The organism is Herbaspirillum sp. NPDC087042 (assembly GCF_044745245.1).
In the GTDB taxonomy this organism is placed as follows: Bacteria; Pseudomonadota; Gammaproteobacteria; order Burkholderiales; family Burkholderiaceae_D; genus Herbaspirillum.
In genome coordinates this window covers 46,057-71,831 of the sequence record NZ_JBIUZW010000012.1, presented here as the reverse complement: position 1 = coordinate 71,831, position 25,775 = coordinate 46,057, and the positions used below count along the sequence as shown (strand labels likewise).

Here is a 25,775-nt window from a genome sequence, read left to right as displayed (position 1 = left end):
TTACTTCCAGTTGACCAGACCGATACTTACGCTCGCGTTACCGGTGCCGCAAGCACGCACATTGGTCGCCGCTGCGACGTCGAGCAGGCCGTTCAGCAGGTGTCCTTTAACTACGGCAGCGCTGCCTGTGGCATCAGTCGGGGCAGCACCGCCAGCAGCAACTCCGGTCAATCCGGTTAAGGTCAACGTAGAAATGCCAGCAGCAGTAATAGAACGTGTTCCCAAAGTCGCCTCGGGTTGAACAAGAATGCCGCGCACGCCGGTAGCAGCGGCAGAAGAGACGATATCGGCGCAGGACGAGGTAGGAATGCCGGCTAAAGTAACCACATAGCCACTGGAAGTGTCTGCCCCGCCGAAAGCCGTGGCGACATCCACCGTGGTGGGATAACCAAAGCGGTTATTCGCGCGGCGATTTGGCGAAGTCCCTGCAATATCGAAGACGCCATCAAAGGCGCCGAAGCCAATAGCCCCATCGGTCGTCAGACCCGCGTAGCTAGTGGCCTGGCTAAAAATCTTGTCGATTTGGGTCATCAGGCGAGGAATGCCGCTGACCACATCATTGGCGCGCGACTGTCGCAGCACCACCTGCACCAGCGCAATGGCCGAGACCAGCAGCACGCCGGCGATGGCCACCGCCACCGAAAGTTCGACAATGGTGAAGCCGCTTTGCGCTTTCCGCTGGGGGCGCGCTTTCTTTGTCTTGTGAGGGGAGTAGAACATTTTAAAATTCCTTAGAACATGCCTGGTGCCGGCTGAAAGTGGGTGGCACCAAGGGATAATTGGATGAATCGATAGAGAGCGACGATGCGCTCGCGCCTGCGAGGCAGACTCGCAGGCGCAAGTACCTGAATCGTCATTACTTGGTGTGGGGCAGGCGATTTATTTCATCGCGGGACTATCTCCTTTCTCGTGGGTCAAAACGCTTCGCCTGGATGGGCAAGACGAAGCGACGTGAATAGCTCAGTACCCGCATGAAGCCGGGCAGGCGGAATTGCAGGATGTCGTCCTTGACGGCGCCAAACAGACTCTGCACCGAGGCCAGCGCATCGACGTCGATGTCGCTGGAGAGATGGCCGATGAAGAAGTTCTCGGTCTGCGTCAGCAGGGAATAGCTGACCGAGGTGGGCGACTGGGTGGAATAGACGATGCCGATGCCGAACTTGGCACCTTCTTTCGCAAAGCGCGCGTAGATGTCGGTGGTGTTCTTGCCGGCCGCATCGACCGGGAAGATCATGTGCGCTTCTTCGAAGTAGATCTGGACGAAGCGTCCGGCCAGGGTGTTGGTGATGAATTTGTGCTCCTGCTGCTGGAACACGGCCGTGGAGATGATGCGCGAGAAGTAGCGCACGATGCGTTCATTGGCTGCGCCGAGGTCGATGATCACGGTCTTGCCGGTATCGATGGCGCGCAGGGTGTCATGCAGGAAATCGCTGGCGTTGGCCGAGTGGAACTGAAGGCATTCGCGCAGGAAGTAGGGGCCCACGCCATTGACCTGGCAGAGTAGTTCCTGCACCACGCGGTCTTCTTCGTCAAACAGTTCGGTACGACCGACGCGCAGGTTGGGGTCGTTCGCATATTTGAGTGCGAAGGCCGAGAGTACGCGGATTTCCTCGGCCATCTCGGTGAAGCTGGTGGGCATCGGCGGCGGCACCTTCGATTTGATCGTCTGCCAGGCCGCCATGCGCAGCGCCAGGGTGATGCCCGCATTGGTCAGCCCGCGTGCAGCGATCTCGGCGCAGACGGTCTCTCCGGGCTCAAAGCCGGCCTCCTGCAGCAGCGTCCAGTACAGGCATAGCTTGCGGAATGCCACGGCACTGTCGTCGGAGCGCCCGGTTTTCAGCGCCGACAGCGCCGGGAAACGGATCATCAGGAAGTTGCGCACCTCGGGAATCTCCAGCACCGATGGCGTGAGCAACTCGGAAAAGATCGTCAGGGCACGTTCCGGGATATCAAAGAAGTTATAGCGCAGGAACTCACCGTCACCGCGTGGCTGGGTCGAGAGGAAATACACCAGCACGCGCTCGGGATAGGCCGAGGCGATGGAGAAGTTGCCATCCTGGGGATTGTCGTTGGCGTATTCGCCATTGACGTCGAACACCAGCTGACCGACGTGGCCGCTGCGGCGGGTCGCATTGAGCACGCCCTGCATGAGCAGCTTGACCACGTTGGATTTGCCAAGCCTGGTCTTGCCGAACATGGCGGTACGCTTGCCCACCACTTCATTGACGCTCATGGTCACCGGGACCGTGTGCGCATCCTTGCCGTGATGTTCGCCCCAGCGCACATGACCCAGTTCGAAGGTCTCGCCGGCGTCGCCGGACAGCGCCAGCAGGGAACGCATGATGCCCTCGGGCAGCGCGTGGCATGCGCAGGAGGGCAGCAGCATGAGCGCAGCATAGGCGGGTAGTCCGGCATAGTAGGACAGTTGCCCGGTACGCTGGTCGATACGGCAACTACCCATGATGCGGCAGTGCAGTTCGCAGGCCTTGCTGTCGCGTTGTGCCGTGACTTTCAGGAAGCGCACCAGAATGAATTCCTGTGCCCCATCGCTGATCCACTCAGGCGCGACGATGGCGAGGAATAGCCCCGGCACGATGCCGGCGCGGTGCAGCCGCTCGTAAGAGGAGCTGGCCCGGACCTGTAGGCCGTCCTGAAATTCGATCAGCCCCAGGCTGTGTTCTCGCGAAAAAAACATATCGTCGTGTCAATGTTGAGGTGGAATATCGTGCGCAGAAATCTGTTGTCGGAATAGCCACTATGAGACTCGATAATTGTCTTTTTGAATATGAGAAACGTCCTAAAATAGAGTGGGAAAAGTCTTGTGTGCAGGAACTGGGAGCGGGTTTTGGGGAGCTGAATGTGGTGCTCCCGAGGGGGGCGACAGGGACCTTGCACGACCTGTCGCGTCATAGTGGAAAGTGCTTGTTTTCATCGGCTACGCTGCGCGCGTTTTCCGGTGTCTTGATAGGAACAGAACACGCATGTCTATCTTCGACAACATGAACATCGTCAGCTGGTGCAGCGAGCGCTGCATCGGCATCCGCCACTCCATCGCCAAGAGTCGGGCCAATTTGCTGGTGGCCTTCTTCGGCGAGGACGTGGCCGCCTCGACCAGGTATGCCACCGCGAGCCAGAAGCAGATGACACCCTGTTCGACGTCACACCGAGCAGCCCTGAACGACTTCGCTGAGTGCCCATGCCTGCCCGCATGAGTGGATGGCGGCGCCCGCCGATGTTGCTGGCGTTGCTGGCGCTGGCCAGCCAGTTCGGCAGTGTGGCCATCGCCGCACCCGACGAGCAGCGGCTGGGCCGGGATGCCGGTTATCCGGTGGGCGCCAATCTGAAGCAGGCCTACCAGCCCACCTATCTGGTGGGTTCCTTCAGCGCCATGGACCGCATCGCGCCGTCCTGCACCCAGGCGCCATCGACGCAGGTGCTGGCCTTGCCCAAGGCCGAGCCGCAGACCACGATCCACTATCGCTTCGGCAATGGCGCTTTCACGCTGGACGACTACATGCAGCACCAGCGCGCCACGGCCGTGGTGGTGGTCAGGGATGGTCGTATCGTGGCCGAACGGTTCAACTACGGCCGCAGCGCCGAGATGCGCATGCTGTCCAATTCCATGGGCAAGACGGTGCTGGCGCTGGGCATCCTCAAGGCGCTGGAAGCCGGCAAGATCCGTTCGCTGGAGGACCGCGCCGAGGACTACGTACCCGAACTCAAGGGTTCGCTGTATGGCGGCACGCGCCTGGTGAACCTGTTGCGTATGGCCTCGGGGGCGCGCTTCGTGGAAGACTACAGCAGCAATGATGACCGGGTCGTCTTCAATCGGATCATGCACCGGCAGGGCACGCTGGCAGCCGTGAAAAACGTGCAAGAGCGGGCCGCGCCGGAAGGCGAACGCTTCAACTACAGCGGTGCGCAGAGTTCGGCCTTGGGCCTGGTCCTGGGCGCGGCGACCGGGCAGGACCTGTGCAGCTGGATCGGTGACCAGATCTGGCAGCCCATGGGGGCGGAGGCGGCAGCCTCATGGCTGCTCAATCCGGTGGACCAGCAGGCGGTGGCCCAGGGCGGCTTCAATGCCACGGTCCATGACTATGCGCGGCTGGGCATGCTGCTGGCCAACGACGGCCAGATCAATGGACAACAGATCATCAGCCGCGAACACCTGCTGGACATGACCGAAGCCACGCGCCAGCCGCCGGCCTTCCGGCCCGGTACCATGCAGGCCAGCCATGGCAACACCTACTACGGCTATGGCTATCAGGTCTGGTTGATGCCGGGTAGCCATCGGCGCTTTGTCCTGCTGGGCATCTATGGCCAGGCGATCTTCGTTGATCCCGAGCTGAAACTGGTGATGGTGCATACCGCCGTGGGCCAGGATGCCGCCGGCGATGCCAGCGGCGCCCACCTGGGCCAGGAGCGCGATGCCCTGTGGCGCGGCGTGGTGGCGACCTACGGCAACTGGTGAAGCGGCGCGCCGGCACGGCTTGCCGGACTGAAATCGACTTCGAAGATGGCGCCCTGCTGCCCGTTGGCGGCACGCAGGGTCCATCCGTGCGCCCGGGCGATCTCGGCGCAGATGGCCAGGCCCAGGCCAGCCCCTTCGTCGCGCCTATGCGGGCCACGCCAGAAACGTTCAAACAGGTGCGGCATGGCGTCGGCGGGAATGCCCGGCCCCTGGTCACGCACCGAGAGTTTCTGGTGGTCTGCCTCGGCGATCACGACCCTGCCCGGCGGGCTGTGGTGCAGGGCATTTTCCAGCAGGTTCTTGCACAGCACGCCCAGGGCGCCGGCATCGGCATGGATGGGCGTGGCATGGGGCGCGTCGGTATCGGGTAGCTGCAATTGCACCTCGCGCTGGCGCGCCAGCCGTTCCAGTTGCGCACCGGCCTGCGCCAGTGCCGCATGGGGCAGCGTCTCCTGCATGGCATAGTTGTGGCGTTCGCTGGCTTCGGCCAGGGTCAGCAGTTGCTGCACCTGCCGAGCCATGCGGTCGATGTCCTGCAGCAGCGTGGCGCGGTCGCCGGCTTCCCCCAGCTCGACTTGGCCGCGCATCAGGGCCAGCGGGGTCTTGAGTTCGTGGGCGGCGGTGGCGAGGAAATCGCGTTGCTGCCGGTAGCCTTGTTCCAGCCGGTCCAGCGCCAGGTTGACCGAATGGAACAGGGGCGTGAGTTCGCTCGGTACGCCTTGCAGGGACAGGCGTTCCGACAGGTTGTCGATATCGATGGTGGCCGCGGCAGTGGCGGCGCGGCGCAAGGGCTTGAGCAGGTAGTGCAGGCTCACCGCCACCACCAGTGAAAAGAGCAGGGTGCCGACAATGGTGCCGATGATGATGAGCGAGGTCAGGCGCTGGCTCTTGTCGTCCAGCACGATCTGCAGCAAGCGCTCGCTGCGCATGACCTGCACGTAGAAGGGCTGGCCGGCATGTTCGAAGCGGCGCGTGAGCACTTGCAGGGTGCGCTCGCCGGTGGTGAGGGTCAGGCGTTCGCGCCCGGTCGCAAAGCCTTCGCCGGGCAAGGCGTAGGGCAGGGTGGCGCCATCGGAGGCCAGCAGCACCCGGCCCTGGGCATCAAGCACGCGGTAGACGCTGTCCTCCTTGAGGATGTCATAGGCGGCGGCTTCCTTGTCGTTGGTCTTGAGCTTGACCGGGCTGCCGGCCGCGTCGAAGCGCAGGCCTTCGATCACGGTGCTGGCATTGTGCTTCAGCGAGAGGTCGGTCAGCAGGTCCGGTCCCCAGCGCAGTACCAGTGCCATCCCGCCGATGACGATGGCGCTGACCAGGACCAGGATCAGGGCGGTGAAGGCCTGCAGGTGCAGCGACAGGCTGCGGTTGCACAGCGATCTGGCGCGGGTGGCGGGGGCGTCAGCCTGGTTCATGGGCATCCTTGAGGGCGTAGCCGAGGCCGCGCTGATTGACGATCTGCAGGCGTGAATCGATGCCGGTGAGCTTGCGGCGCAGGCGATGCAGCGCCACATCCAGTGCATTGGGCGTGACCGGTTCGCCGATGCCCCAGGCGGCGGCCTCCAGCGCGGTGCGGCGCGCCGTGGCCCCGGCGGCGCGGACCAGCACCAGCATCAATTGCAATTCGGCCGGCGACAGCGAGATCGATTCCTCGCAGCAGGACAGGCGGCTTTCCACCGGATCGATGCACAGGTCGCCATGTCGCGGGGCCAGGCTTTGCTGCTGCGGGGCGCGCCGCATCAGGGCGCGTACCCGGGCCACCAGTTCCTCCATCGAGAAGGGCTTGGGCAGGTAGTCGTCGGCCCCGGCTTCCAGGCCATCGATGCGGTCATGCAGGGCATCGCGGGCGGTCAACATCAGGCAGGGCGTATCGATGCGGCGCGCGCGCAACTGCCGCACCAGCTGCAGGCCATCGCCGTCGGGCAGGTTGCGGTCCAGCACCAGCGCCGGGTAGCGGATCTGTTCCAGGCCGATGGCGGCCTGGGACAGGGTGCCGTAGACATCGGTCTCGATGCCGGCGCCCGCCAGCGCCCGGCTGACCAGCGCGGCCATGCGTTCATGGTCTTCCAGCAGGGCGATGCGGTTCATCATCAAAGGTGTCATCCAGTCAGAAGCGATACAGGTAGCCGGCCCGTACGGCGGCTGCATGGTTGCGGTCCACCAGCGGGCTGTCGGTGATGCCGCTGCCGTAGCGGGTCAGGCGCAGGTCCATGAAGAGCGACTGCGACTCGGTCATGCGCAGGTCGGTACGCAGGCCGCCGACCAGGTTGGCGGTGGAGCTGCCCTGGTAGAAGGCGCGCTGGGCGGTGACTTCGTTCTGGCGTACGCCGAAGTAGTAGTCCACGTAGTTGCTGTTCATCCAGTTCACTCCCAGATAGGGCGTCAGCGTGAGGCGACCGGTATTGAAGCGGTGTTCGGCGCGCAGCTTCAGGGTTTGCCCGCGGCTGTTGCCGGAGGCGTCGGCCAGCCACTCCAGCGACAGGTCGGCGTAGGGATTGCGCCACAGCGCCACGCCACCCAGCCAGAAGCTGCTCTTGCGCTTGTCCATGCCATTGAGGATGCGTGCATCGCTGCCGTCATAGCCCTCGTCGGCATATTGCGCGCGCAGGGCAAAACCGACCGGGCCGGCGGCTCCCAGCTTGAGGTCGGCCGTTGTCCCCACCAGCCGGAACCTGGGGCCATTGTACATAAGCAGGGGCAGGGCACGGCTGCGATTGCCGTAGCCGGCATAGGGGCTTTGCTCCACGCTGGCACCGGCGCCCAGTGCCCACTGGCCCTGGGCGGGATCCTCTTGCGGGTCTGCCTGTTGGGTCTGCTGGGTCTGCTGTGCGTAGGCCGCCAGCGGCAGCCACAGCAGGGCGGCACAGGCCAGCGGTGGGATGAAGGACAGGCGGGGACGGTGGACGGCGTAATGTGGCATGCGTGACTCCATGGTGGGGGGATCGAAACGCAGGCATCATCGCGCAGCAAGTCTTACCGCATCCTTACCTGCCTTTACCGGATGGGGGAGGTCTTCTTCCAGTAATCGGCCTGCGCATAGGCATGCCGCAAGAAATCCACAAAGGCCCGGATACGCAGCGGCAGGTGCCGGCGCTGGGCGAACACGGCATAGATCGACGGAGCCGGCGCGGCGAACTTGTCCAGCACCGTGACCAGTTCACCGGCTTCGATGGCTGCGCCCACCTCCCACATCGAGCGCCAGGCCAGGCCGCGTCCGGACAAGGCCCAGTTGTGCAGTACCTCGCCGTCGTTGCAGACCATGTTGCCGCCCACCTTGTAGACGCTGACCTTGCCCGATTGCTTGAGCGTCCAGCCGCGCTGGCTGCCTTCGCTGCTCATGGTCAGGCAGTTGTGGCGCACCAGGTCGTCGGGGACTTGCGGGGTGCCGTGGCGGCGCAGGTAGGAGGGGGCAGCGACGATGACGCGGTGGTTCTCGGCCAGCTTGATGCTCACCAGGTTGGAGTCGGTCAGGGTGGCGATGCGGATGGCCACGTCGATGCCTTCGCCGATGACGTCGGCGATGCGGTCGTTCAGGTTCAGGGTCAGGGTGACGTCGCGGTGCTCGGCCAGGAAGGAGGGCACCAGCGGCGCCACGTGTTGGCGGCCGAAGCCGGCCGGGGCCGAGATCAGCAGTTCGCCACTGGCGCGGGCGCTGCGCTCGGAGACCGCCGATTCGGCATCTTCCAGGTCGGCCAGGATGCGCTGGCAGTCTTCCAGGAAGGCCGCGCCTTCGTTGGTGAGCATGATCTTGCGCGTGGTTCTCTGCAGCAACTTCACGCCCAGACGCTCTTCCAGGGCGTCGAGACGGCGTCCTATCATGGCCGGGGCAATGCCCTCGGCGCGGGCCGCGGCCGACAGGCTGCCGCGCGCCACCACCTCGGCGAAGGTGGAAATCTGCTTGAACTGGTCCATGACGGCCTCCTCGAATCCACTGCAAAGCCGCGCTGGGACTGGCGCGGCCGGGTCCGTGATTATCTCTTCACTTGTGACTAAAACGCAAAGATAAATTGATAAAACGTTAGACTCATATGGATTTTGTTTAAATATACTGCGTACATAAAGTGTGTGATGCGATGCAAAAAGTGCACGCGTCTCAGGCACAATCATGAAAACAAGATCAATCAGTCCATCTTTTCTTTTTGAGGAGTCCAGCATGACGCAACTGAAGCTGCCTACCGGCATGGAAATCTCCGGCGAGATCAAGCCGGGTTACGAAAACGTCCTGACCTTCGAGGCCCTGTCGCTGGTCGCCAAGCTCTCGCGCGCCTTCGAAGGTCGTCGCCAGGAGCTGCTGGCCGCCCGCGTGGAGCGCGTCAAGCGCCTGGATGCCGGTGAGCGTCCCGATTTTCTGAAGGAAACCGAGTCGGTGCGTACCGGCGACTGGAAGATTGCCCCGATCCCGGAAGCACTGAAGTGCCGCCGCGTCGAAATCACCGGCCCGGTCGAGCGCAAGATGGTCATCAACGCCTTCAACTCGGGCGCCGACAGCTACATGACCGACTTCGAGGATTCCAACTCCCCGGTATGGGATAACCAGATCAGCGGCCAGATCAACCTGTCCGACGCGATCCGTCGCACCATTTCGCTGGAATCCAACGGCAAGAGCTACAAGCTCAATGACAAGATCGCCACCCTGGTGGTGCGCCCGCGCGGCTGGCACCTGGATGAAAAGCACGTCACCCTGGATGGCAAGCGCATCTCCGGCGGTATCTTCGACTTCGCCCTGTTCCTGTTCCACAATGCCAAGGAACAGCTGGCCCGTGGCGCCGGTCCGTACTTCTACCTGCCCAAGATGGAGTCGCACCTGGAAGCCCGTCTGTGGAATGACATCTTCGTGATGGCGCAGAACGAAATCGGCCTGCCGCAAGGCACCATCAAGGCCACCGTGCTGATCGAGACCATCACCGCGGCCTTCGAGATGGAAGAAATCCTGTACGAACTGCGCGAGCACAGCGCCGGCCTGAACGCCGGCCGTTGGGACTACATCTTCTCCTGCATCAAGAAGTTCAAGAACGATAAGGACTTCTGCCTGGCCGACCGCGCCAAGGTCACCATGACCGCGCCGTTCATGCGCGCCTATGCGCTGCTGCTGCTGAAGACCTGCCACAAGCGCGGTGCCCCGGCCATCGGCGGCATGAGCGCGCTGATCCCGATCAAGAACGATCCGGAAAAGAACGCCATCGCCATGCAGGGCATCATTAACGACAAGCGTCGTGATGCCACCGACGGCTACGACGGCGGCTGGGTGGCTCACCCGGGCCTGGTCGAGGCCTCCATGAAGGAATTCGTGGACGTGCTGGGCGACAAGCCCAACCAGTTCGAGAAGCAGCGTCCGGACGTGGACGTGAAGGCGGCCGACCTGCTGAACTTCCAGCCGGAAACCCCGATCACCGAAGCTGGCCTGCGCTACAACATCAACGTCGGCATCCACTACCTGGGTGCCTGGCTGGCCGGCAACGGTTGCGTGCCCATCCACAACCTGATGGAAGATGCGGCCACCGCCGAGATCAGCCGCGCGCAGGTGTGGCAGTGGATCCGCAGCGCCAAGGGCAACCTGGAAGATGGCCGCAAGGTCACGGCCGACATGGTCCGTGCGATGATCCCGGAAGAGCTGGCCAAGGTGAAGCAGGTCGCCGGTGACGGCCCGACCTATGACCGCGCCGCCAAGATCTTCGAGGAGATGTCCACCTCCGAGCAGTTCGCCGAGTTCCTGACGCTGCCGCTGTACGAAGAGATCTGATCAGGCTGACGTTGGCCTGACGTGAACATCCCCGCCTCTCGCAAGAGGGCGGGGATGTTTTTTTCACCCGGGGCATGACCTCGGCAAGAACGGCAAGAAAATCGCAGGCAAAAAAAATCCCCGACGAATCGGGGATTTTTTTTCAGCTTGAGAAGCTTAAGCAGCAGGAACGATGTTCGAAGCTTGCTTGCCCTTCGGGCCGGTGGTCACTTCGAAGGAAACGCGTTGGTTTTCCTTCAGGGACTTGAAGCCATTCGATTGAATAGCGGAGAAGTGTGCGAACAGATCTTCGCCGCCTTCATCGGGAGTGATGAAACCAAAACCCTTTGCATCGTTGAACCACTTGACGGTACCAGTTGCCATTACGGACTCCTAAATTTAATTGATTGGGGCTTGAACCCGGCTCTTTATCGTTACTCGGGAGGAATGACAGCGAAGACCGCACTACCAGCTCGAATCCTAACGACGCAACGATTATACTCATTAAATTGAGAATGCAAGCTATTTTCGGCACGAAACTTCAATTTAAATATTCAATGGCTTTTTCCGGTGCTTTAGATTTCGCTTGGTGCCGGGAAATGGTGCGCCCAATGATCGTCAATCCCTTGTCTGGTGCGGCTCCTGGCGTGTCCGGCATTGTCCTACACAAACACCTCAGAGAGCTTCCTGCGCGTTAATTTTCTTCATCTGTGCGGTAGATCAGCACGACAGCCTCGGCGGCAATGCCTTCCTCGCGGCCCAAATAGCCCATTTTTTCGTTGGTTTTCGCCTTGATGTTCACTTGATCACGAGAAATTTCCAGATCATTTGCGACATGGGCGACCATGGACGGGATATGGGGGGCCATCTTGGGGGCCTGGGCGATGATGGTGGCATCCACGTTGCCGACCCGGTAGCCGGCCGCCTGGAGGCGCTTGCCGGCCTCACGCAGCAGCACGCGCGAATCGGCACCCTTGAATTGCGGATCGGTATCGGGGAAGTGGCGGCCAATATCACCCAGGGCGGCGGCGCCAAAGAGGGCATCGGTGATGGCATGCAGCAGGGCATCGGCGTCGGAATGGCCGAGCAGGCCCTTCTTGTGCGGGATCTCGACGCCGCCCAGGATCAGCGGGCGGCCCTCAACCAGGGCGTGGCAGTCGTAACCCTGGCCGATGCGGAAGGGGATGGGGTGGCTCATGGGTGTTGACCTTTCAGGAAGAATTCGGCCAGCGCGGCGTCCTGCGCCAGGGTGACCTTGAGATTGCGGGGGCTGCCCTCGACCAGGCGCGGGCGCAGGCCCAGCATTTCGATGGCGCTGGCGTCGTCGGTGATGGCGCCCAGGCGGCCTTGCTCCTGCGCCTGCTGCAGCGCCTGCAGCAGCAGGGCGTAGCGGAACATCTGCGGCGTCTGCGCGGCCCACAGGCCGGCGCGGGGGACCGTCTCCAGCGAGCGGCCGTCGTCATCGGCGCGTTTGAGGGTGTCGACCACCGGCAGGGCCAGCAGGCCGCCGACGGCGTCGTTGGTCAGGGCATCGAGCAGGCGATCGATCAGGCCGGCGTCCAGTCCGGGCCGGGCGGCGTCATGCACCAGCACCCAGTCGGCGGCATCGGCGTGCCCGGCGATGGCGTTGAGGCCATTGAAGACGCTGTCCTGTCGGGTCGGCCCGCCCACGCGCAGGATGCTGGCCCGCTGCAGCAGGGCCGGGGTGAGCAGTTCATCGATCCAGCCATCCTCGGGGCTGACCACGATGAAGGTATGGGCGATGCGGGGATGGCCGGCAAAGGTCTCCAGTGCATGATGCAGCATGGGTTTGCCGGCCAGGGGCATGTATTGCTTGGGGATGTGGGTCCCCATGCGGGCGCCCACGCCGGCGGCCGGGATCAGGGCGTAGTGGCGGGAGGGGGCGCCGGGGAGGGCGGGAGGTACCGGTGGATTCATGCCTTGCGCTCAGGCCCGCATGGCAGAGCGCCGGGAGGCGGTCCGGGACGGGGCCATCGTTTATAATGAGAGGCTGAATTTTAATGCCAATCCCTTGCAAGCGGCCGGCATTTTGCGGCTGTGCGCCCGCAACGGGCCGCGCCGGGTGTTGCTGCCGATCCTGTCGAGTCCGCCGATCCTGATGTCTTTCGATCTGAAAAAATCCCTTCCCAAACCGGGCGTACGCTTCCTGCCGCCGGCCGTGCACGGCTCGGCCGATGCCTATCTGCTGGCCCAGGCGGCGTTGGCCCTGAAGGCCGAGGGCCGCATGCTGGCGGTGATCGTGGCCGGTGCCACCGACGCCCAGCGGCTGCTGGCCGAGATCCCCTGGTTCCAGCCCAAGGAGGGCGAGCGCCTGCGCTGCCACCTGCTGCCGGACTGGGAAACCTTGCCGTATGACGCCTTCTCGCCGCACCAGGATCTGGTCTCGGAGCGCCTGGCCACCCTGTACGAGGTGCAGTCCGGCCAGTGCGACCTGCTGATCGTGCCGGCCACGACCGCCTTGCTGCGCATGGCGCCGCCGCAATTCCTGGCGGCCTATACCTTCTTCTTCAAGCAGGGTGAAAAGCTCGACGAGGGCAAGCTGAAGTCGCAACTGACGCTGGCCGGCTATACCCACGTGGGGCAGGTGATGTCGCCGGGCGAGTATTCGGTGCGCGGCGGCCTGATCGATATCTTCCCCATGGGTTCGGTATTGCCCTACCGGCTGGACCTGTTTGGCGACACCATCGAGACCATCCGCACCTTCGATGCCGATACCCAGCGCTCGCTCTATCCGGTGCGCGAGGTGCGGCTGCTGCCGGGGCGCGAGTTCCCCATGGACGATGCGGCGCGCCTGGCCTTCCGCAACCGCTGGCGCGAGGTGTTCGAGGGCGATCCGTCGCGCTCGGCCATCTACAAGGACATCGGCAATGGTATCGCCTCGGCTGGTATCGAGTATTACCTGCCACTGTTCTTCGAAGAAACCGCCACCCTGTTCCAGTACCTGCCGGCCGACGCCATGTTTGCCACCGTGGGCGATATCGAGCAGTCCATCAAGCGCTTCTGGAGCGATACCCGCTCGCGCTGGACCTTCCTCAACGCCGACCGCGAACGCCCGGTGCTGGAGCCCAAGGCCATCTACCTGGATGACGAGGATTTCTTCACCCTGCTCAAACCGCACGCGCGCTGGGTGCTCAAGACCGACGATGCGCCCTCGGCGGTGTCGGCGCCGCTGCCCAACATCGCCGTCAATCGCCGTGCCGACGATCCGCTGGTGAACCTGCGCAGCTTCCTCCTGAAGGGGGCCGAGCGCGTGCTGATCTGCGCCGAGTCCAATGGCCGCCGCGAGACCCTGCAGCAATACTTCGCCGAATACGACCTGCATCCGGTGCTGTGCGAGGACTGGGAAGCCTTCCTGGCCAGCGACGAGCCCCTGATGCTGGGCGTGGCGCCGCTGCAGGCCGGCTTCATCACCGCCGCCGGGCTGGCACTGCTGACCGAAACCGAGCTGTATGCCGGCAGCGGCCGCCGCGCCGGCAGCCGCAAGCAGCAGGCCACCACCGATGTCGAATTCATGGTGCGCGATCTCTCGGAGCTGAAGATCGGCGACCCGGTGGTCCACAGCAGCCACGGCATTGGCCGCTACATGGGCCTCATCAGCATGGACCTGGGCGAGGGCGAGACCGAGTTCCTGCACCTGGAATACGCCAAGGAAACCAAGCTCTACGTGCCGGTATCGCAACTGCATGTGATCTCGCGCTATTCCGGCGCCTCGCCCGAAGATGCGCCGCTGCACGCGCTGGGTTCGGGCCAGTGGGAAAAAGCCAAGCGCAAGGCCGCCCAGCAGGTGCGCGATACCGCCGCCGAACTGCTGAACCTGTATGCGCGCCGGGCACTGCGCCAGGGCCATGCCTTCCAGTATTCGGCGCACGACTACGAAGCCTTTGCCGACAGCTTCGGCTTTGAAGAGACGGCCGACCAGGCCGCCGCCATCAATGCCGTCATCAAGGACATGACCGGCGGCAAGCCCATGGACCGCCTCATCTGCGGCGACGTCGGCTTCGGCAAGACCGAAGTGGCCCTGCGCGCGGCCTTCGTGGCGGTGATGGGCGGCAAACAGGTCGCCATCCTGGCGCCTACCACGCTGCTGGCCGAACAGCACGCGACCACCTTTGCCGATCGCTTCGCCAACTGGCCGGTGAAGATCGCCGAGCTGTCGCGCTTTCGCACCGGCAAGGAAGTCACACAAGCCATCAAGGGCCTGGGCGATGGCACCATCGATATCGTCATCGGCACCCACAAGCTGCTCTCCGACGAGGTGAAGTTCTCGCGCCTGGGCCTGGTCATCATCGACGAGGAACACCGTTTCGGCGTGCGCCAGAAGGAAGCCCTGAAGTCCCTGCGCGCCGAGGTCGACGTGCTCACGCTCACTGCCACCCCCATCCCGCGTACCCTGGGCATGGCGCTGGAAGGCTTGCGCGACTTCTCCGTCATCGCCACGGCGCCGCAGAAGCGCCTGGCCATCAAGACCTTCGTGCGTGCCGAGAGCGAGTCCACCATCCGCGAGGCCTGCCTGCGCGAATTGAAGCGGGGCGGCCAGGTCTACTTCCTGCACAACGAGGTCGAGACCATCGCCAACCGCAAGGCCGCGCTGGAAGCATTGCTGCCGGAAGCCCGTATTGCCGTGGCCCATGGCCAGATGCACGAGCGCGACCTGGAAAAGGTGATGCGCGATTTCGTCGCCCAGCGTTTCAATATCCTGCTGTGCACGACCATCATCGAGACCGGCATCGACGTGCCCACCGCCAACACCATCATCATGCATCGCGCCGACAAGTTCGGCCTGGCGCAGCTGCACCAGTTGCGCGGCCGGGTTGGCCGTTCGCACCACCAGGCCTATGCCTACCTGCTGGTGCAGGATGTGCAGGGCCTGTCCAAGCAGGCCCAGCGCCGCCTGGAAGCGATCCAGCAGATGGAGGAGCTGGGCAGCGGCTTCTACCTGGCCATGCACGACCTGGAGATCCGCGGGGCCGGCGAAGTGCTGGGCGACCACCAGTCGGGCGAGATCCACGAGATCGGCTTCCAGATGTATTCGGACATGTTGAACGAAGCCGTGCGCGCCCTGAAGGATGGTCGCGAGCCCGACCTGGCCGCGCCGCTGTCGACTACCACCGAGATCAACCTGCACGTGCCGGCGCTGCTGCCCAATGACTATTGCGGCGACGTGCATGAACGCCTGTCGCTGTACAAGCGCTTTGCCAACTGTGAGAAGCCCGACGCCATCGATGCCCTGCAGGAAGAACTGATCGACCGCTTCGGCAAGCTGCCCGACCAGGCCAAGGCGCTGGTGGAGACGCACCGCCTGCGCATCGCCGCCAAGCCGCTGGGCATCATCAAGATCGATGCCCACTCGGAAGCGGCCCTGCTGCAGTTCGTTCCCAATCCGCCCATCGACGCCATGCGCATCATCACGCTGGTGCAGAAGAACCGCCAGGTCAAGCTCAATGGCCCGGACAAGCTGCGCATCACGGCGGCCATGCCCGATCTGGCTGCCCGCGTGCAGCAGGTCAAGACGACCATGAAGGCGCTGACCGGCTGAGGCCGGTCCTGTGCCTGCCCAACTGCTATCACCGCTATCACCGCTATCACCGCTTTTACCGATTTACCCGAACTCCACCACGAACATGAACCTGATCCTGCAAGCCCCCAAGAGCCACGCCGTTTCCGCTGCCGACATCGATGCCATCGCCGCCCTGGCCAGTGGCCAGGCGCAGCGCATCACCGATAGCCGCGTGGCCGATGCCGATGCCTGGCGCGTGGCGGGTGTGGCTGTCACCGACGAACTGAAGGCCGCCATCGACGCCGCCTGCCTCAAGGCGCGCCTGGACTATGCCTTCATCGGCGCGGGACAGCGGCTGGCCGATTTCCGCCTGGTGGCCATGGACATGGACTCCACCCTGATCACCATCGAATGCATCGACGAGATCGCCGACATGCAGGGCTTGAAGCCGCAAGTGGCCGAGATCACCGAAGCCGCCATGCGGGGCGAGATCGAGTTCAACGAAAGCCTGGTCCGCCGCGTGGCCCTGTTGAAGGGACTGGATGCGGGCGCCTTGCAGCGCGTCTACGATGAGCGCCTGCAACTCTCGCCCGGTGCCGAGAACATGCTCAAGGCCGTGCAGGCTGCGGGCCTGAAGACCCTGCTGGTCTCGGGGGGCTTTACCTTCTTCACCGACCGCATGAAGGCGCGCCTGGGCCTGGACTATACCCACGCCAATACGCTGGAAGTGCTGGATGGCAAGCTGACCGGCAAGGTGGTGGGCGGCATCGTCAATGCCGAGGAGAAGCGTGCCACGGTGGAGCGCGTCTGCCAGGAGATCGGCGCGCAGCCGGCGCAGGCCATCGTCATGGGCGATGGCGCCAATGACCTGCGCATGATGGGTATCTCGGGCCTGTCGGTGGCCTTCCGGGCCAAGCCGGTGGTGCGTGCCCAGGCCAGCGTGGGCTTGAATTTCGTCGGACTGGACGGCATCTTGAACCTGCTGGCCTGAGTCATCCCCGCAAGAACAGGCCGGCGCCCGATCAATCACAGGAGACGCGATGAACCAGGAACTGGTCTTGGACCCCCAGACCCAATCGGCCCGCGAGCTGGTCTGGTGGCTTTATCTCTTCCATGGCGCCAGCCTGCTCTTTTCGCTGGGCCTGCTGTCATGGCTGCCGTTGATCATCAACTACCTCAAGCGCGGTGACGCCCGCGACACCTTCCTCTACAGCCATCACCGCTGGCAGATCCGCTCCTTCTGGTGGTACCTGTTCTGGATGTTTGCCGGCGGGGTGGTGTGGATGACCTTCGTCGGCATTCCGCTGGCGGTGCTGATGTTCTCCCTGGCCTGGATCTGGAAAGCCTATCGCCTCATCAAGGGCTTCCTCGACCTGCAGGACAACAAGCCCATGCCGACCTGACCCGGTCGGAAACACCTCGCTTGCCATGACGGCGCCCGGATGGGCGCCGTTTTTGTTTCTGATGGGAAATTTACTATTCTCCCTCATGGTCATATTGAAAAGATTCGATGATAATCTCGAATAATTTCTAGATTGCACTATGCGGGATGCCCCGGCACCTGCATCCACCCAAGGAAGCCTGCGCATGAACAACTGGACCATCAAGCAACGCATACTCGGGAGCTTCGTGCTCATCCTGCTGCTCATGGCGCTGATGGCCGGGATTTTCGCGGTCAACCTGGGCCGCATCGAGAAGAGTGCCAATTCCCTGCGCCTGGATTCCACGCCGGGGCTGTACTACAGCACCATGATCAATGCCGCCTGGTACGAGAACCTGCTGATGAGCCAGCAGATCGCCCAGATCGATGGCAGTGACGGCGAGCGCCAGGCCGATATCGCCCTGCTGCGCCGTAACGGCGAACGCCTGGATCGCTTGCAGGAGGACTACGAGAAATCGGTCTTCAGCGACGATGATCGCCAGATCTTCGAGCAATTCAAGGACGCCCGGCAGAAATACCGCGCCATGATGACCGAGGCACTGAAGATGGATTTCAGCCAGCGCAACGCCGTCGACAAGGTCTTCAACGAGCAGATCCGGCCGCAGTGGCGTCTGGGCTATCAATTTACCCAGCGCATGGTGGAGAAGAACAAGTCCATCGCCGATGACGCCGCCAGCCATATCAGCGATGCCGTCACCTCGGCGCAGTTCGCCATGCTGACCTCGCTCATGGCGGCCTTGCTGGTGGCGCTGGTGTGCGGCTTCTTCCTGATGCGCGCCATCAACGAGCCGCTGCAAAAACTCATGGGCATCCTCGATACCATGCGTTCGGGCGATTTCTCCCGGCGGGTGGAACTGGCGCGCCAGGACGAGTTCGGTCATCTCGGCAGCGGTTTCAATCGCATGACCGATGAGCTGACGACGCTGGTGTCGCAGGCCCAGCGCTCCTCGGCGCAGGTGGCCACCTCGGTGACCGAGATCGCCGCCACGGCGCGCCAGCAACAGGCCACCGCCGCCGAAACCGCCGCCACCACCACCGAGATCGGTGCCACCTCGCGCGAGATCCATGCGACCTCGCGCGACCTGGTGCGGACCATGAATGAAGTCTCGGTGGTCTCCGAACAGACCTCCTCGCTGGCCGGCAGTGGCCAGGCCGGCTTGACCCGCATGGAAGACACCATGCAAAGCGTCATGGATGCGGCCGGCTCGGTCAGCGCCAAGCTGGCGATCTTGAACGAGAAGGCCGGCAACATCAACCAGGTCGTCACCACCATCACCAAGGTGGCCGACCAGACCAATCTGCTCTCGCTCAATGCCGCCATCGAAGCCGAGAAGGCCGGCGAACACGGGCGCGGCTTCTCGGTGGTGGCCACCGAGATCCGACGCCTGGCCGACCAGACCGCCGTGGCGACGTATGACATCGAGGTCATGGTCAAGGAAATCCAGTCCGCCGTCGCGGCCGGGGTGATGGGCATGGACAAGTTCTCCGACCAGGTGCGACGCGGCATGCAGGATGTGCAGACCGCCGGTGGCCAGCTCTCGCAGATCATCGCCCAGGTGCAGGCGCTGGCGCCGCGCTTCCAGATCGTCAACGAAGGCATGCAGGCCCAGGCCAGCAGCGCCGAACAGATCAACCAGGCACTGGTGCAATTGTCGGAAGCGGCCCAGCAGACGGTGGAGTCGCTGCAGCAATCCAGCCAGGCCATCGAGGAATTGACCGTGGTCTCCAACGAGTTGCGCAATGGCGTGTCGCGCTTCAAGGTGCAGGGCTGAGGCCGGTGCAGTCAAGCCATGAGCCTGTCCTTGTTCCTGTTGTTTTCGCTGGGGCCTGACCGGTATGCCCTGCCGGTCTCCGAGGTGGCGTCGGTACTGCCGCTGACACCCTGCAAGAGCCTGCCAGGCGCACCGGCCTGGGTGGCCGGCTTGCTGCCTCATGGCGATGCCCATGTGCCGGTGATCGATCTGTCGATGCTGGCGCTGGGGCAGCCTGCGCGTGCGCGCGTGAGCACCCGCCTGGTGCTGGTGCACTACCGCGCCCCCGGCACGCCGGCGTCGCGCGCGCCGGCCTTGCTGGGGCTGATCCTGGAGCAGGCCACCGATACCCTGCGCTGCGATCCCCTCGACTTCCTCGCCAGTACGGTGCGCAATGAGCAGGCCCCTTACCTGGGGCCGGTGATGCAGTACCAGGGGAGCCTGCTGCAACGGGTCGATGTCGCGGCCTTGCTCGATGCGTCCACGCGCGCGCTGCTCTATCCGCAGGAGCCGGCATGAAGTCCTTGCCGCAGATCGCTGGCAAGCTCAAGGCCGCGATGGGCCTGGACATGGCTACGGTCGGCGCACGCCTGATCGAACGTGTGGTGCGCGAGCGCATGGGCCTGCTGGCGCTGGACGACGACAGCCAGTACCTGGCCGTGTTGCTGACCAGCGAGACCGAATTGCAGGCCTTGATCGAGCTGGCAGTGGTGCCCGAGACCTGGTTCTTCCGCGACCGCGAAGCCATGCTGGCGGTGGCCCGCCTGGCCCGCGAACGCCTGGCCGAACGGCCTGGCGAAGTGGTGCGCATCCTGAGCCTGCCGTGCTCCACCGGTGAGGAGCCCTATTCGCTGGCGATGGCCTTGTGCGATGCCGGCGTGACGCCGGCACAGTTCCAGATCGATGCCATCGATATCCGTACCCGCTCGCTGGAGATCGCCGCCCAGGGTATCTATGGCCGCAATTCCTTCCGCGGGCAGGACCTGGCGTTTCGCGACCGCCATTTCGATCCCTGCGAGGGCGCCTGGCAGGTGCATGAGCAGATCCGGCGCCAGGTGCGTTTTGCCCCGGGCAACCTGTTGGCGCCCGACTTCATGCGTCACGCCCAGGCCTACCACCTTATCCTGTGCCGCAACGTATTGATCTACTTCGAGCGCGACGTGCAGCAGCAGGTGGTAGCCCTGCTGGTGAACCTGATGGCCGAAGACGGTCATCTCTTCGTCGGTCCGGCCGAGGGCGGTATCGTGCTGGGCTCCGTGCTGGAGTCCGCCGGCATCCCGCTGGCGTTCGGATTTCGCCGGCGCAAGGACGGGGCCGCAGCGGCTTCGCCAGCGTCCGTCTCGCGGCCGGTGGCGCCTGCGACGGTCATGCCGCGGTGGGCGCGGACCGTACCATCGACGCGAGCGGACACCGTCAGCCCACCCGTGGCCGGCCCCGCGCCCGCGCTGCAGCCATCACTGCTGCAACAGGCGCGCGCCCTGGCCGATCGGGGGCAGCTGGAGCGCGCCGGCAGCCTGTGCGAGCAGGCTGTGCAGGAGCAGGGGCCGAGCGCCGAGGCGTTCTACCTGCAAGGATTGATTTTCGACGCCGACGGCAATGCGGCGCAGGCGCAACGTTGCTATCGCAAGGCGCTGTACCTGGATCCCGCGCACCAGGCCGCCTTGCTGCATCTGGCGGCCTTGTTGCAGGCGCAGGGCGATGCGGCAGGGGCGCAACGCATGCGCCTGCGCGCGCAGCGCACCAGCCAGCCGGGGGAGGGCGGGCATGACTGAAACAGGAGCGGACATGGCCAATGCCAGCGCAGCATGGCAATCGGCAGCCATCGACGATTGCTGGAACCGCATCGGCACCAAGGGTGACAGCTCTTGTCCTTTGCTGCAGCAACACGTGCGCTGCCTGAATTGCCCCACCTTTGCCAGCGCGGCCATGCAACAGCTCGACCGTGTACCGGCCTCCGCCGAGGTGGCGCAGGCGTGGGGGCAAGCGGACGTGACGGGCTTGGGTGAGGGCAGCGCCCAGGTGCGCCAGGCACAGGCGTCGGCGCTGGTGGTGCGCATCGGCGAGGAATGGCTGGCCATCGCCACGGTGGTGGTGCAGGAAGTGACCGAGGCGCGTGCCTTGCATAGCCTGCCGCACCAGCGCAATCCGGCCATCCAGGGCGTGCTCAATATCCGCGGCGCCTTGCGCATCTGCGTCTCGCTGGCGCAATTGTTCCAGCTCACCACGGCGCCCGCCAAGCCGGCGGCGCAATTGCTGGTGGTCCACCACGAGGGGCAGACGCTGGTCTTCCCGGTCGACGAGGTGGCCGGCCTGCACCGCTATGGCGGCGATACGCTGGCGCCGGTGCCGACCACCCTGGCGCACGCCGCCATCCAGTACACCCGTGGCATGCTGGACTGGCGTGGCCGCCAGATCGGCTTGCTCGATCACGATTTGTTGTTCTACGTACTCAACCGGAGCATGACATGAGTACGCCCGATTTCAGCCAGATGTCCATGCTCGACCTGTTCCGCTTCGAGGCGGAGAGCCAGATCGAGCTTCTCAATGCCAGCCTGCTGGCGCTGGAGCAGCAACCGCAAGCCGCCGAGCACCTGGAGGCCTGCATGCGCGCGGGCCATTCGCTCAAGGGCGCGGCCCGTATCGTCGGCCTGGAGACCGCCGTCAAGGTGGCCCATGTCATGGAGGATTGCTTCGTGCTGGCCCAGCAGGGCAAGCTGGTGCTGGAGAAGCGCCACATCGACGTGCTGCTGCGCGGGGTCGACCTGCTGGCCCGTATCGCGGTGCCGCCCGATGGCGATGAAGCCTGGGCCGACCATGCCGGCAGCGCCGAGGTGCAAGCTTTCCTGCAGGCGCTGCCGGCGGTGATGAGCGGTGCCGAGGTGCCACCCTGGCCGCAGCCGCCTGCCTCCTTGCCCGAGATCGTCACTCCGGAAGTCCTTGTGTCTCCGAGCTTGGTACCGACCCCGGCCGAGCCGGAAGGGAATGCCCCGGCCGCCGCACCGCAGGCGGCAATGGCCGGCGCGCGTGCGGTGCGGGTCAGCGCCGAGAGCCTGGACCGGCTGCTCAGCCTGACAGGCGAGTCCCTGGTCGAATCGCGCCGCTTGCAACCCTTTTCGGCCAGCATGCTGCGCATGAAGCGGGTGCAGCGCGAAGCCATGCAGGCGCTCGACCTGCTGCAGCAAAGGCTGCCGCTGGCGACGCTGGATGAATATACCCAGACCACCTTGTCCGAATTGCGCACCCTGATGCAGCAGAACCAGCACCTGCTGGGCGAGCAGCTGACCGAACTGGATGCCTTCGACCGGCGCTCGGTCAATCTCTCGCAGCGCCTCTACGACGAAGCCCTGGCTTGCCGCATGCGTCCCTTCGCCGATGGCACGGGTGGCTTTGCGCGCATGGTGCGTGATGTCGGCAACAGCCTGGGCAAATCGGTGCGGCTCGATATCACCGGCACCGCCACTCAGATCGACCGCGATATTCTCGACAAGCTGGAGGCCCCTATCGGCCACCTGCTGCGCAATGCCGTGGACCACGGCATCGAGCACGGCGCGCAACGACGTGCCACCGGCAAGCCCGAGCAGGGTGTGGTGCGGTTGGAGGCCCGGCACAGTGCCGGCATGCTCATCATCGAGGTGGCCGACGATGGCGCCGGGATCGATGTGGAGCGCCTGCGCCAGACCGTGGTGGAGCGCAAGCTGTCGAACCAGGAGACGGCGGCGCGCCTGTCCGAGGCCGAGCTGCTGGAGTTCCTGCTGTTGCCCAGCTTCAGCCTGCGCGATACCGTCACCGAGATTTCCGGACGCGGCGTGGGGCTCGATGTGGTGGCCGACATGCTCAAGCAGGTACGCGGTACCATCCGCATCAGTACCCGGCCGGGACAGGGCAGCCGTTTCCTGATGCAGCTACCCTTGACGCTGTCGGTGATCCGCAGCTTGCTGGTGGAGATCGCGGGGGAACCTTATGCGTTTCCGCTGGCCTATGTGAATCGTACGCTGCGCCTGCCGGCAGAAGCCTTGCAGACCCAGGAGGGCTACCAGCATTTCACCCATGACGGTCGCCAGGTGGGACTGGTCAGCGCCCACCAGGTGCTGCAGAAGGGCCATTGGCGCGCGCGCGATGGCAGCGTCTGCGTGGTCGTCATCGGCGAACAGGAACATGCCTATGGCGTGGCGGTGGATGCCTTCCTGGGCGAGCGCATGCTGGTGGTGCAACCGCTGGATCCACGCCTGGGCAAGATTGCCGATATCCTGGCGGGAGCGCTGATGGAAAATGGCGAACCGCTGCTGATCCTGGATGTGGCCGACATGTTGCGTACCGTGGAGAAGCTGACCGCCTCGGGGCGCCTGCAGACGGTCGACCAGGACAGTGCGGCCCAGGCTGCCGGCGCGGCGCGCAAGAAGGTGCTGGTGGTGGACGATTCGCTCACCGTGCGCGAGCTGGAACGCAAGATGCTTTCCAATCGCGGTTACCAGGTCACCGTGGCGGTGGATGGCATGGATGGCTGGAACGCGGTACGTGCCGAGCATTTCGACCTGGTCATCACCGATATCGACATGCCGCGCATGGATGGCATCGAGCTGGTCGGCCTGATCCGCAATGCGCCCAGCCTGCAGGCATTGCCGGTGATGATCGTGTCGTACAAGGACCGGGAAGAGGATAGGCAACGCGGCCTGGAGGCCGGTGCCGACCACTATTTCACCAAGAGCAGTTTCCACGACGAAAGCCTGCTGCAGGCCGTCACGGACTTGATTGGAGAGGCCACATCGTGAAAATCGGCATCGTCAACGATACTCCCATGATGGTGGAGGTGCTGCGCCGGGTCATCGCCGAGAGCGGCCGCCATGAACTGATCTGGATCGCCCGCGATGGCGAGCAGGCCGTGCAGATGTGTGCCTGGCAGTTGCCCGATGTGGTGCTGATGGATTTGCTGATGCCCAGGATGGATGGCGCCGAAGCCACCCGCCGCATCATGCAGGAGACGCCTTGCCCCATCCTCATCGTCACCTCCGATATGGACAGCAGTGCCTCCAAGCTCTATGACGCCATGGGCTATGGCGCGCTCGATGCCACCCAGACCCCGGCCCTGGTGGGCGCGGCCGGTCGTCGCGACGCCGCGGCGCTGATCGAGAAGATCGACAACCTGGGCCTGCTCCTGCCCGAGCTGGTCGCCACGGCGGCACGTCCGCTGGCAGCGCCGGCGGGGCTGACGGCGACGACCGAGCTGGCACCGCTGGTGGCTGTGGGCGCGTCGGCGGGCGGCCCGGCGGCCTTGTCGACGATCCTGCGGCAGATTCCGGCGGGCTTTGCCGGCGCCATGGTGATCGTCCAGCATATCGATGCCGCCTTCGCGCCCGGCATGGCGCAATGGCTGCAACAGCAATCCTTGCTCAAGGTCCGGGTGGCCGCCGAAGGCGACCTGCCGCAGCGTGGCGAGGTCTTGCTGGCGGGCAGCAACCAGCATCTGGTGTTCAAGGAAGGCGGGCGCCTGGGCTATGTCCAGGGCAGCGCCAGCGATATCTACCGGCCTTCGGTGGATGCGTTCTTCCACAGCATCGTGCGACGCTGGCCGGGGCGCGCGGTGGCCATGCTGCTGACCGGCATGGGGCGCGACGGCGCCGTCGGCCTGAAGGATTTGCGAGACAACGGCTATCACACCATTGCCCAGGACCAGAAGAGTTGTGCGGTCTACGGCATGCCCAAGGCGGCGGCGGCCCTCGACGCGGCGCAGGAGGTGTTACCGGTGACCGGCATGGCAGCTCGCCTGCAAGCCATTTTGACGGGCTTAGTTTGAAGGATGAATCAATGAATTCGGTGCATACCGATATCCAGACGGGGAGCCCGGTGCTGCCCCCTGACGAGTACAAGATCATGGTGCTGCTGGTGGATGACCAGGCCATGGTGGGCGAGGCTATCCGTCGCGCCCTGGCCAGCGAGGCCCATATCGACTTCCATTTCTGTACCCGTGCCGAGGAAGCATTGGCCGTGGCCGAGAAGACCCATCCCACGGTGATCCTGCAGGACCTGGTGATGCCGGGCGTGGATGGCATGACCCTGGTGCGGCAATATCGCGCCAGTGCGGTGCTGGCCAATGTCCCCATCATCGTGCTGTCGTCCAAGGACGATGCCACGGTCAAGCGCGACGCCTTTGCCGGTGGCGCCAACGACTACATGGTCAAGTTGCCGGACGTGATCGAGCTGGTGGCGCGCATCCGCTATCACTCGCGCTCCTACATCAACCTGCTCCAGCGCGACGCCGCCTATCGCGCGCTGCGCGAGAGCCAGCAGCAATTGCAGAAGACCAATTTCGAGCTGCAGCGGTTGACCAATACCGATGGCCTCACCGGCATCGCCAACCGTCGCTATTTCGATGATTACCTCGGGGCCGAATGGCGTCGGGCGCGGCGCGATGACCTGTACCTGTCGCTGCTGCTGATCGATGTCGATTTCTTCAAGCTCTACAACGACAGCTACGGCCACGTCGCCGGCGATGCCGTGCTCAAGCAGGTAGCGCAGACCCTGGACGACAGCATCCTGCGTCCGGCCGACCTGTCGGCCCGCTTCGGTGGCGAAGAATTCGCCATGATCCTGCCGCGTACCGACCTGGACGGCGCGCGCGCCATCGGCCAGAAGATCTGCCACCTGATCGAGGCGACCGCGATACCGCATGAGCGTTCCACCGTGAGCCAGTTCCTCACCGTCAGCGTGGGCGCCGCCAGCGTGGTGCCGGGCCACGAGCAGGATCTGGGCGCTCTGGTGGAGATGGCTGATCGTCGGCTGTACCTGGCCAAGCAGGCTGGCCGCAATCAGGTGGTGTGGGAGGACGCTCCAGAGGCGAGCTGATCCATCAGAATCCATCAGGGAACCATCAGCGAAAACATCAG

General features: G+C 64.3%; 22 protein-coding genes. 13 read left to right on the top strand and 9 right to left on the bottom strand.

The genetic code is table 11. From position 1 onward, the window contains the following. Both ACIPHN_RS16875 and ACIPHN_RS16870 read right to left on the bottom strand, forming a co-directional pair. A complete protein-coding gene (locus ACIPHN_RS16875) occupies positions 1–720 on the bottom strand; it encodes a type II secretion system protein J (RefSeq protein WP_400437875.1) in 720 nt (239 codons plus the stop codon). A 175-nt stretch (positions 721–895) separates the two neighbouring features. After that, positions 896–2,695: an ATP-binding protein gene (locus tag ACIPHN_RS16870; protein ID WP_400437874.1), complete on the bottom strand. Its 1,800-nt coding sequence runs from the start codon at positions 2,693–2,695 to the stop codon at positions 896–898. Between the two features lie 286 nt (positions 2,696–2,981). Here ACIPHN_RS16870 and ACIPHN_RS16865 point away from each other — a divergent pair, with 286 nt between their 5' ends. Together ACIPHN_RS16865 and ACIPHN_RS16860 are read left to right on the top strand one after the other, a co-directional pair. After that, the gene (locus ACIPHN_RS16865; protein ID WP_400437873.1) at positions 2,982–3,212 is read left to right on the top strand and encodes a hypothetical protein; all 231 of its coding nucleotides are present in this window, start codon (positions 2,982–2,984) and stop codon (positions 3,210–3,212) included. Further along, positions 3,197–4,471: a serine hydrolase domain-containing protein gene (locus tag ACIPHN_RS16860; protein ID WP_400437872.1), complete on the top strand. Its 1,275-nt coding sequence runs from the start codon at positions 3,197–3,199 to the stop codon at positions 4,469–4,471. Before ACIPHN_RS16865 ends, ACIPHN_RS16860 begins: the two co-directional genes overlap by 16 nt. Here ACIPHN_RS16860 and ACIPHN_RS16855 read toward each other — a convergent pair. The 4 genes from ACIPHN_RS16855 to ACIPHN_RS16840 form a co-directional block, all read right to left on the bottom strand. After that, complete coding sequence (locus ACIPHN_RS16855; protein ID WP_400437871.1) at positions 4,456–5,880, bottom strand: sensor histidine kinase; 1,425 nt, start codon at positions 5,878–5,880, stop codon at positions 4,456–4,458. The two genes, ACIPHN_RS16860 and ACIPHN_RS16855, sit on opposite strands and share 16 nt — an antisense overlap. Continuing rightward, positions 5,867–6,553 carry a response regulator transcription factor gene (locus tag ACIPHN_RS16850; RefSeq protein WP_400438006.1) on the bottom strand — a complete coding sequence of 229 codons (687 nt, stop codon included), beginning with the start codon at positions 6,551–6,553 and terminating at the stop codon, positions 5,867–5,869. Before ACIPHN_RS16850 ends, ACIPHN_RS16855 begins: the two co-directional genes overlap by 14 nt. A 19-nt stretch (positions 6,554–6,572) precedes the next feature. Further along, positions 6,573–7,385: a MipA/OmpV family protein gene (locus ACIPHN_RS16845; protein ID WP_400437870.1), complete on the bottom strand. Its 813-nt coding sequence runs from the start codon at positions 7,383–7,385 to the stop codon at positions 6,573–6,575. A gap of 74 nt (positions 7,386–7,459) precedes the next feature. Then, positions 7,460–8,377: a LysR family transcriptional regulator gene (locus tag ACIPHN_RS16840; protein WP_400437869.1), complete on the bottom strand. Its 918-nt coding sequence runs from the start codon at positions 8,375–8,377 to the stop codon at positions 7,460–7,462. 241 nt (positions 8,378–8,618) lie between these two features. Between ACIPHN_RS16840 and aceB the strand changes: the two genes are divergently transcribed. Continuing rightward, on the top strand, positions 8,619–10,205 hold the full coding sequence (gene aceB, locus ACIPHN_RS16835; RefSeq protein WP_400437868.1) for a malate synthase A: 1,587 nt from the start codon (positions 8,619–8,621) through the stop codon (positions 10,203–10,205). A gap of 156 nt (positions 10,206–10,361) precedes the next feature. Here the strand turns inward: aceB and ACIPHN_RS16830 are convergent, their stop codons facing one another. The 3 genes from ACIPHN_RS16830 to ispD all read right to left on the bottom strand — a co-directional run bounded on the left by ACIPHN_RS16830 (position 10,362) and on the right by ispD (position 12,122). Further along, entirely contained in the window at positions 10,362–10,568 is a 207-nt protein-coding gene (locus tag ACIPHN_RS16830) for a cold-shock protein (protein WP_006464465.1), read from the bottom strand. 310 nt (positions 10,569–10,878) lie between these two features. Continuing rightward, complete coding sequence (gene ispF, locus ACIPHN_RS16825) at positions 10,879–11,382, bottom strand: 2-C-methyl-D-erythritol 2,4-cyclodiphosphate synthase (RefSeq protein WP_400437867.1); 504 nt, start codon at positions 11,380–11,382, stop codon at positions 10,879–10,881. Next, entirely contained in the window at positions 11,379–12,122 is a 744-nt protein-coding gene (ispD, locus tag ACIPHN_RS16820) for a 2-C-methyl-D-erythritol 4-phosphate cytidylyltransferase (RefSeq protein WP_400437866.1), read from the bottom strand. Before ispD ends, ispF begins: the two co-directional genes overlap by 4 nt. Before the next feature lie 181 nt (positions 12,123–12,303). Between ispD and mfd the strand changes: the two genes are divergently transcribed. From mfd to ACIPHN_RS16770, 10 genes are all read left to right on the top strand, one after another. Beyond that, a complete protein-coding gene (gene mfd, locus ACIPHN_RS16815) occupies positions 12,304–15,741 on the top strand; it encodes a transcription-repair coupling factor (RefSeq protein ID WP_400437865.1) in 3,438 nt (1,145 codons plus the stop codon). An 85-nt stretch (positions 15,742–15,826) separates the two neighbouring features. After that, positions 15,827–16,693: a phosphoserine phosphatase SerB gene (serB, locus tag ACIPHN_RS16810; protein WP_400437864.1), complete on the top strand. Its 867-nt coding sequence runs from the start codon at positions 15,827–15,829 to the stop codon at positions 16,691–16,693. Between the two features lie 49 nt (positions 16,694–16,742). After that, a complete protein-coding gene (locus tag ACIPHN_RS16805; protein WP_400437863.1) occupies positions 16,743–17,105 on the top strand; it encodes a DUF4870 family protein in 363 nt (120 codons plus the stop codon). Between the two features lie 184 nt (positions 17,106–17,289). Then, positions 17,290–18,915 (top strand): methyl-accepting chemotaxis protein, encoded by a 1,626-nt coding sequence (locus ACIPHN_RS16800; RefSeq protein WP_400437862.1) that lies wholly within the window; start codon positions 17,290–17,292, stop codon positions 18,913–18,915. A gap of 18 nt (positions 18,916–18,933) precedes the next feature. Next, positions 18,934–19,413 carry a chemotaxis protein CheW gene (locus ACIPHN_RS16795; protein ID WP_400437861.1) on the top strand — a complete coding sequence of 160 codons (480 nt, stop codon included), beginning with the start codon at positions 18,934–18,936 and terminating at the stop codon, positions 19,411–19,413. Beyond that, the gene (locus ACIPHN_RS16790; protein ID WP_400437860.1) at positions 19,410–20,666 is read left to right on the top strand and encodes a CheR family methyltransferase; all 1,257 of its coding nucleotides are present in this window, start codon (positions 19,410–19,412) and stop codon (positions 20,664–20,666) included. Before ACIPHN_RS16795 ends, ACIPHN_RS16790 begins: the two co-directional genes overlap by 4 nt. Before the next feature lie 13 nt (positions 20,667–20,679). Continuing rightward, entirely contained in the window at positions 20,680–21,363 is a 684-nt protein-coding gene (locus tag ACIPHN_RS16785; RefSeq protein ID WP_400437859.1) for a chemotaxis protein CheW, read from the top strand. Then, the gene (locus ACIPHN_RS16780) at positions 21,360–23,663 is read left to right on the top strand and encodes a hybrid sensor histidine kinase/response regulator (protein WP_400437858.1); all 2,304 of its coding nucleotides are present in this window, start codon (positions 21,360–21,362) and stop codon (positions 23,661–23,663) included. The genes ACIPHN_RS16785 and ACIPHN_RS16780 overlap by 4 nt, the downstream gene beginning before the upstream one ends. Further along, on the top strand, positions 23,660–24,685 hold the full coding sequence (locus tag ACIPHN_RS16775) for a chemotaxis response regulator protein-glutamate methylesterase (RefSeq protein ID WP_400437857.1): 1,026 nt from the start codon (positions 23,660–23,662) through the stop codon (positions 24,683–24,685). Before ACIPHN_RS16780 ends, ACIPHN_RS16775 begins: the two co-directional genes overlap by 4 nt. 11 nt (positions 24,686–24,696) lie before the next feature. Continuing rightward, a complete protein-coding gene (locus tag ACIPHN_RS16770) occupies positions 24,697–25,734 on the top strand; it encodes a diguanylate cyclase (RefSeq protein WP_400437856.1) in 1,038 nt (345 codons plus the stop codon). The last annotated feature ends 41 nt before the right edge of the window (positions 25,735–25,775 follow it).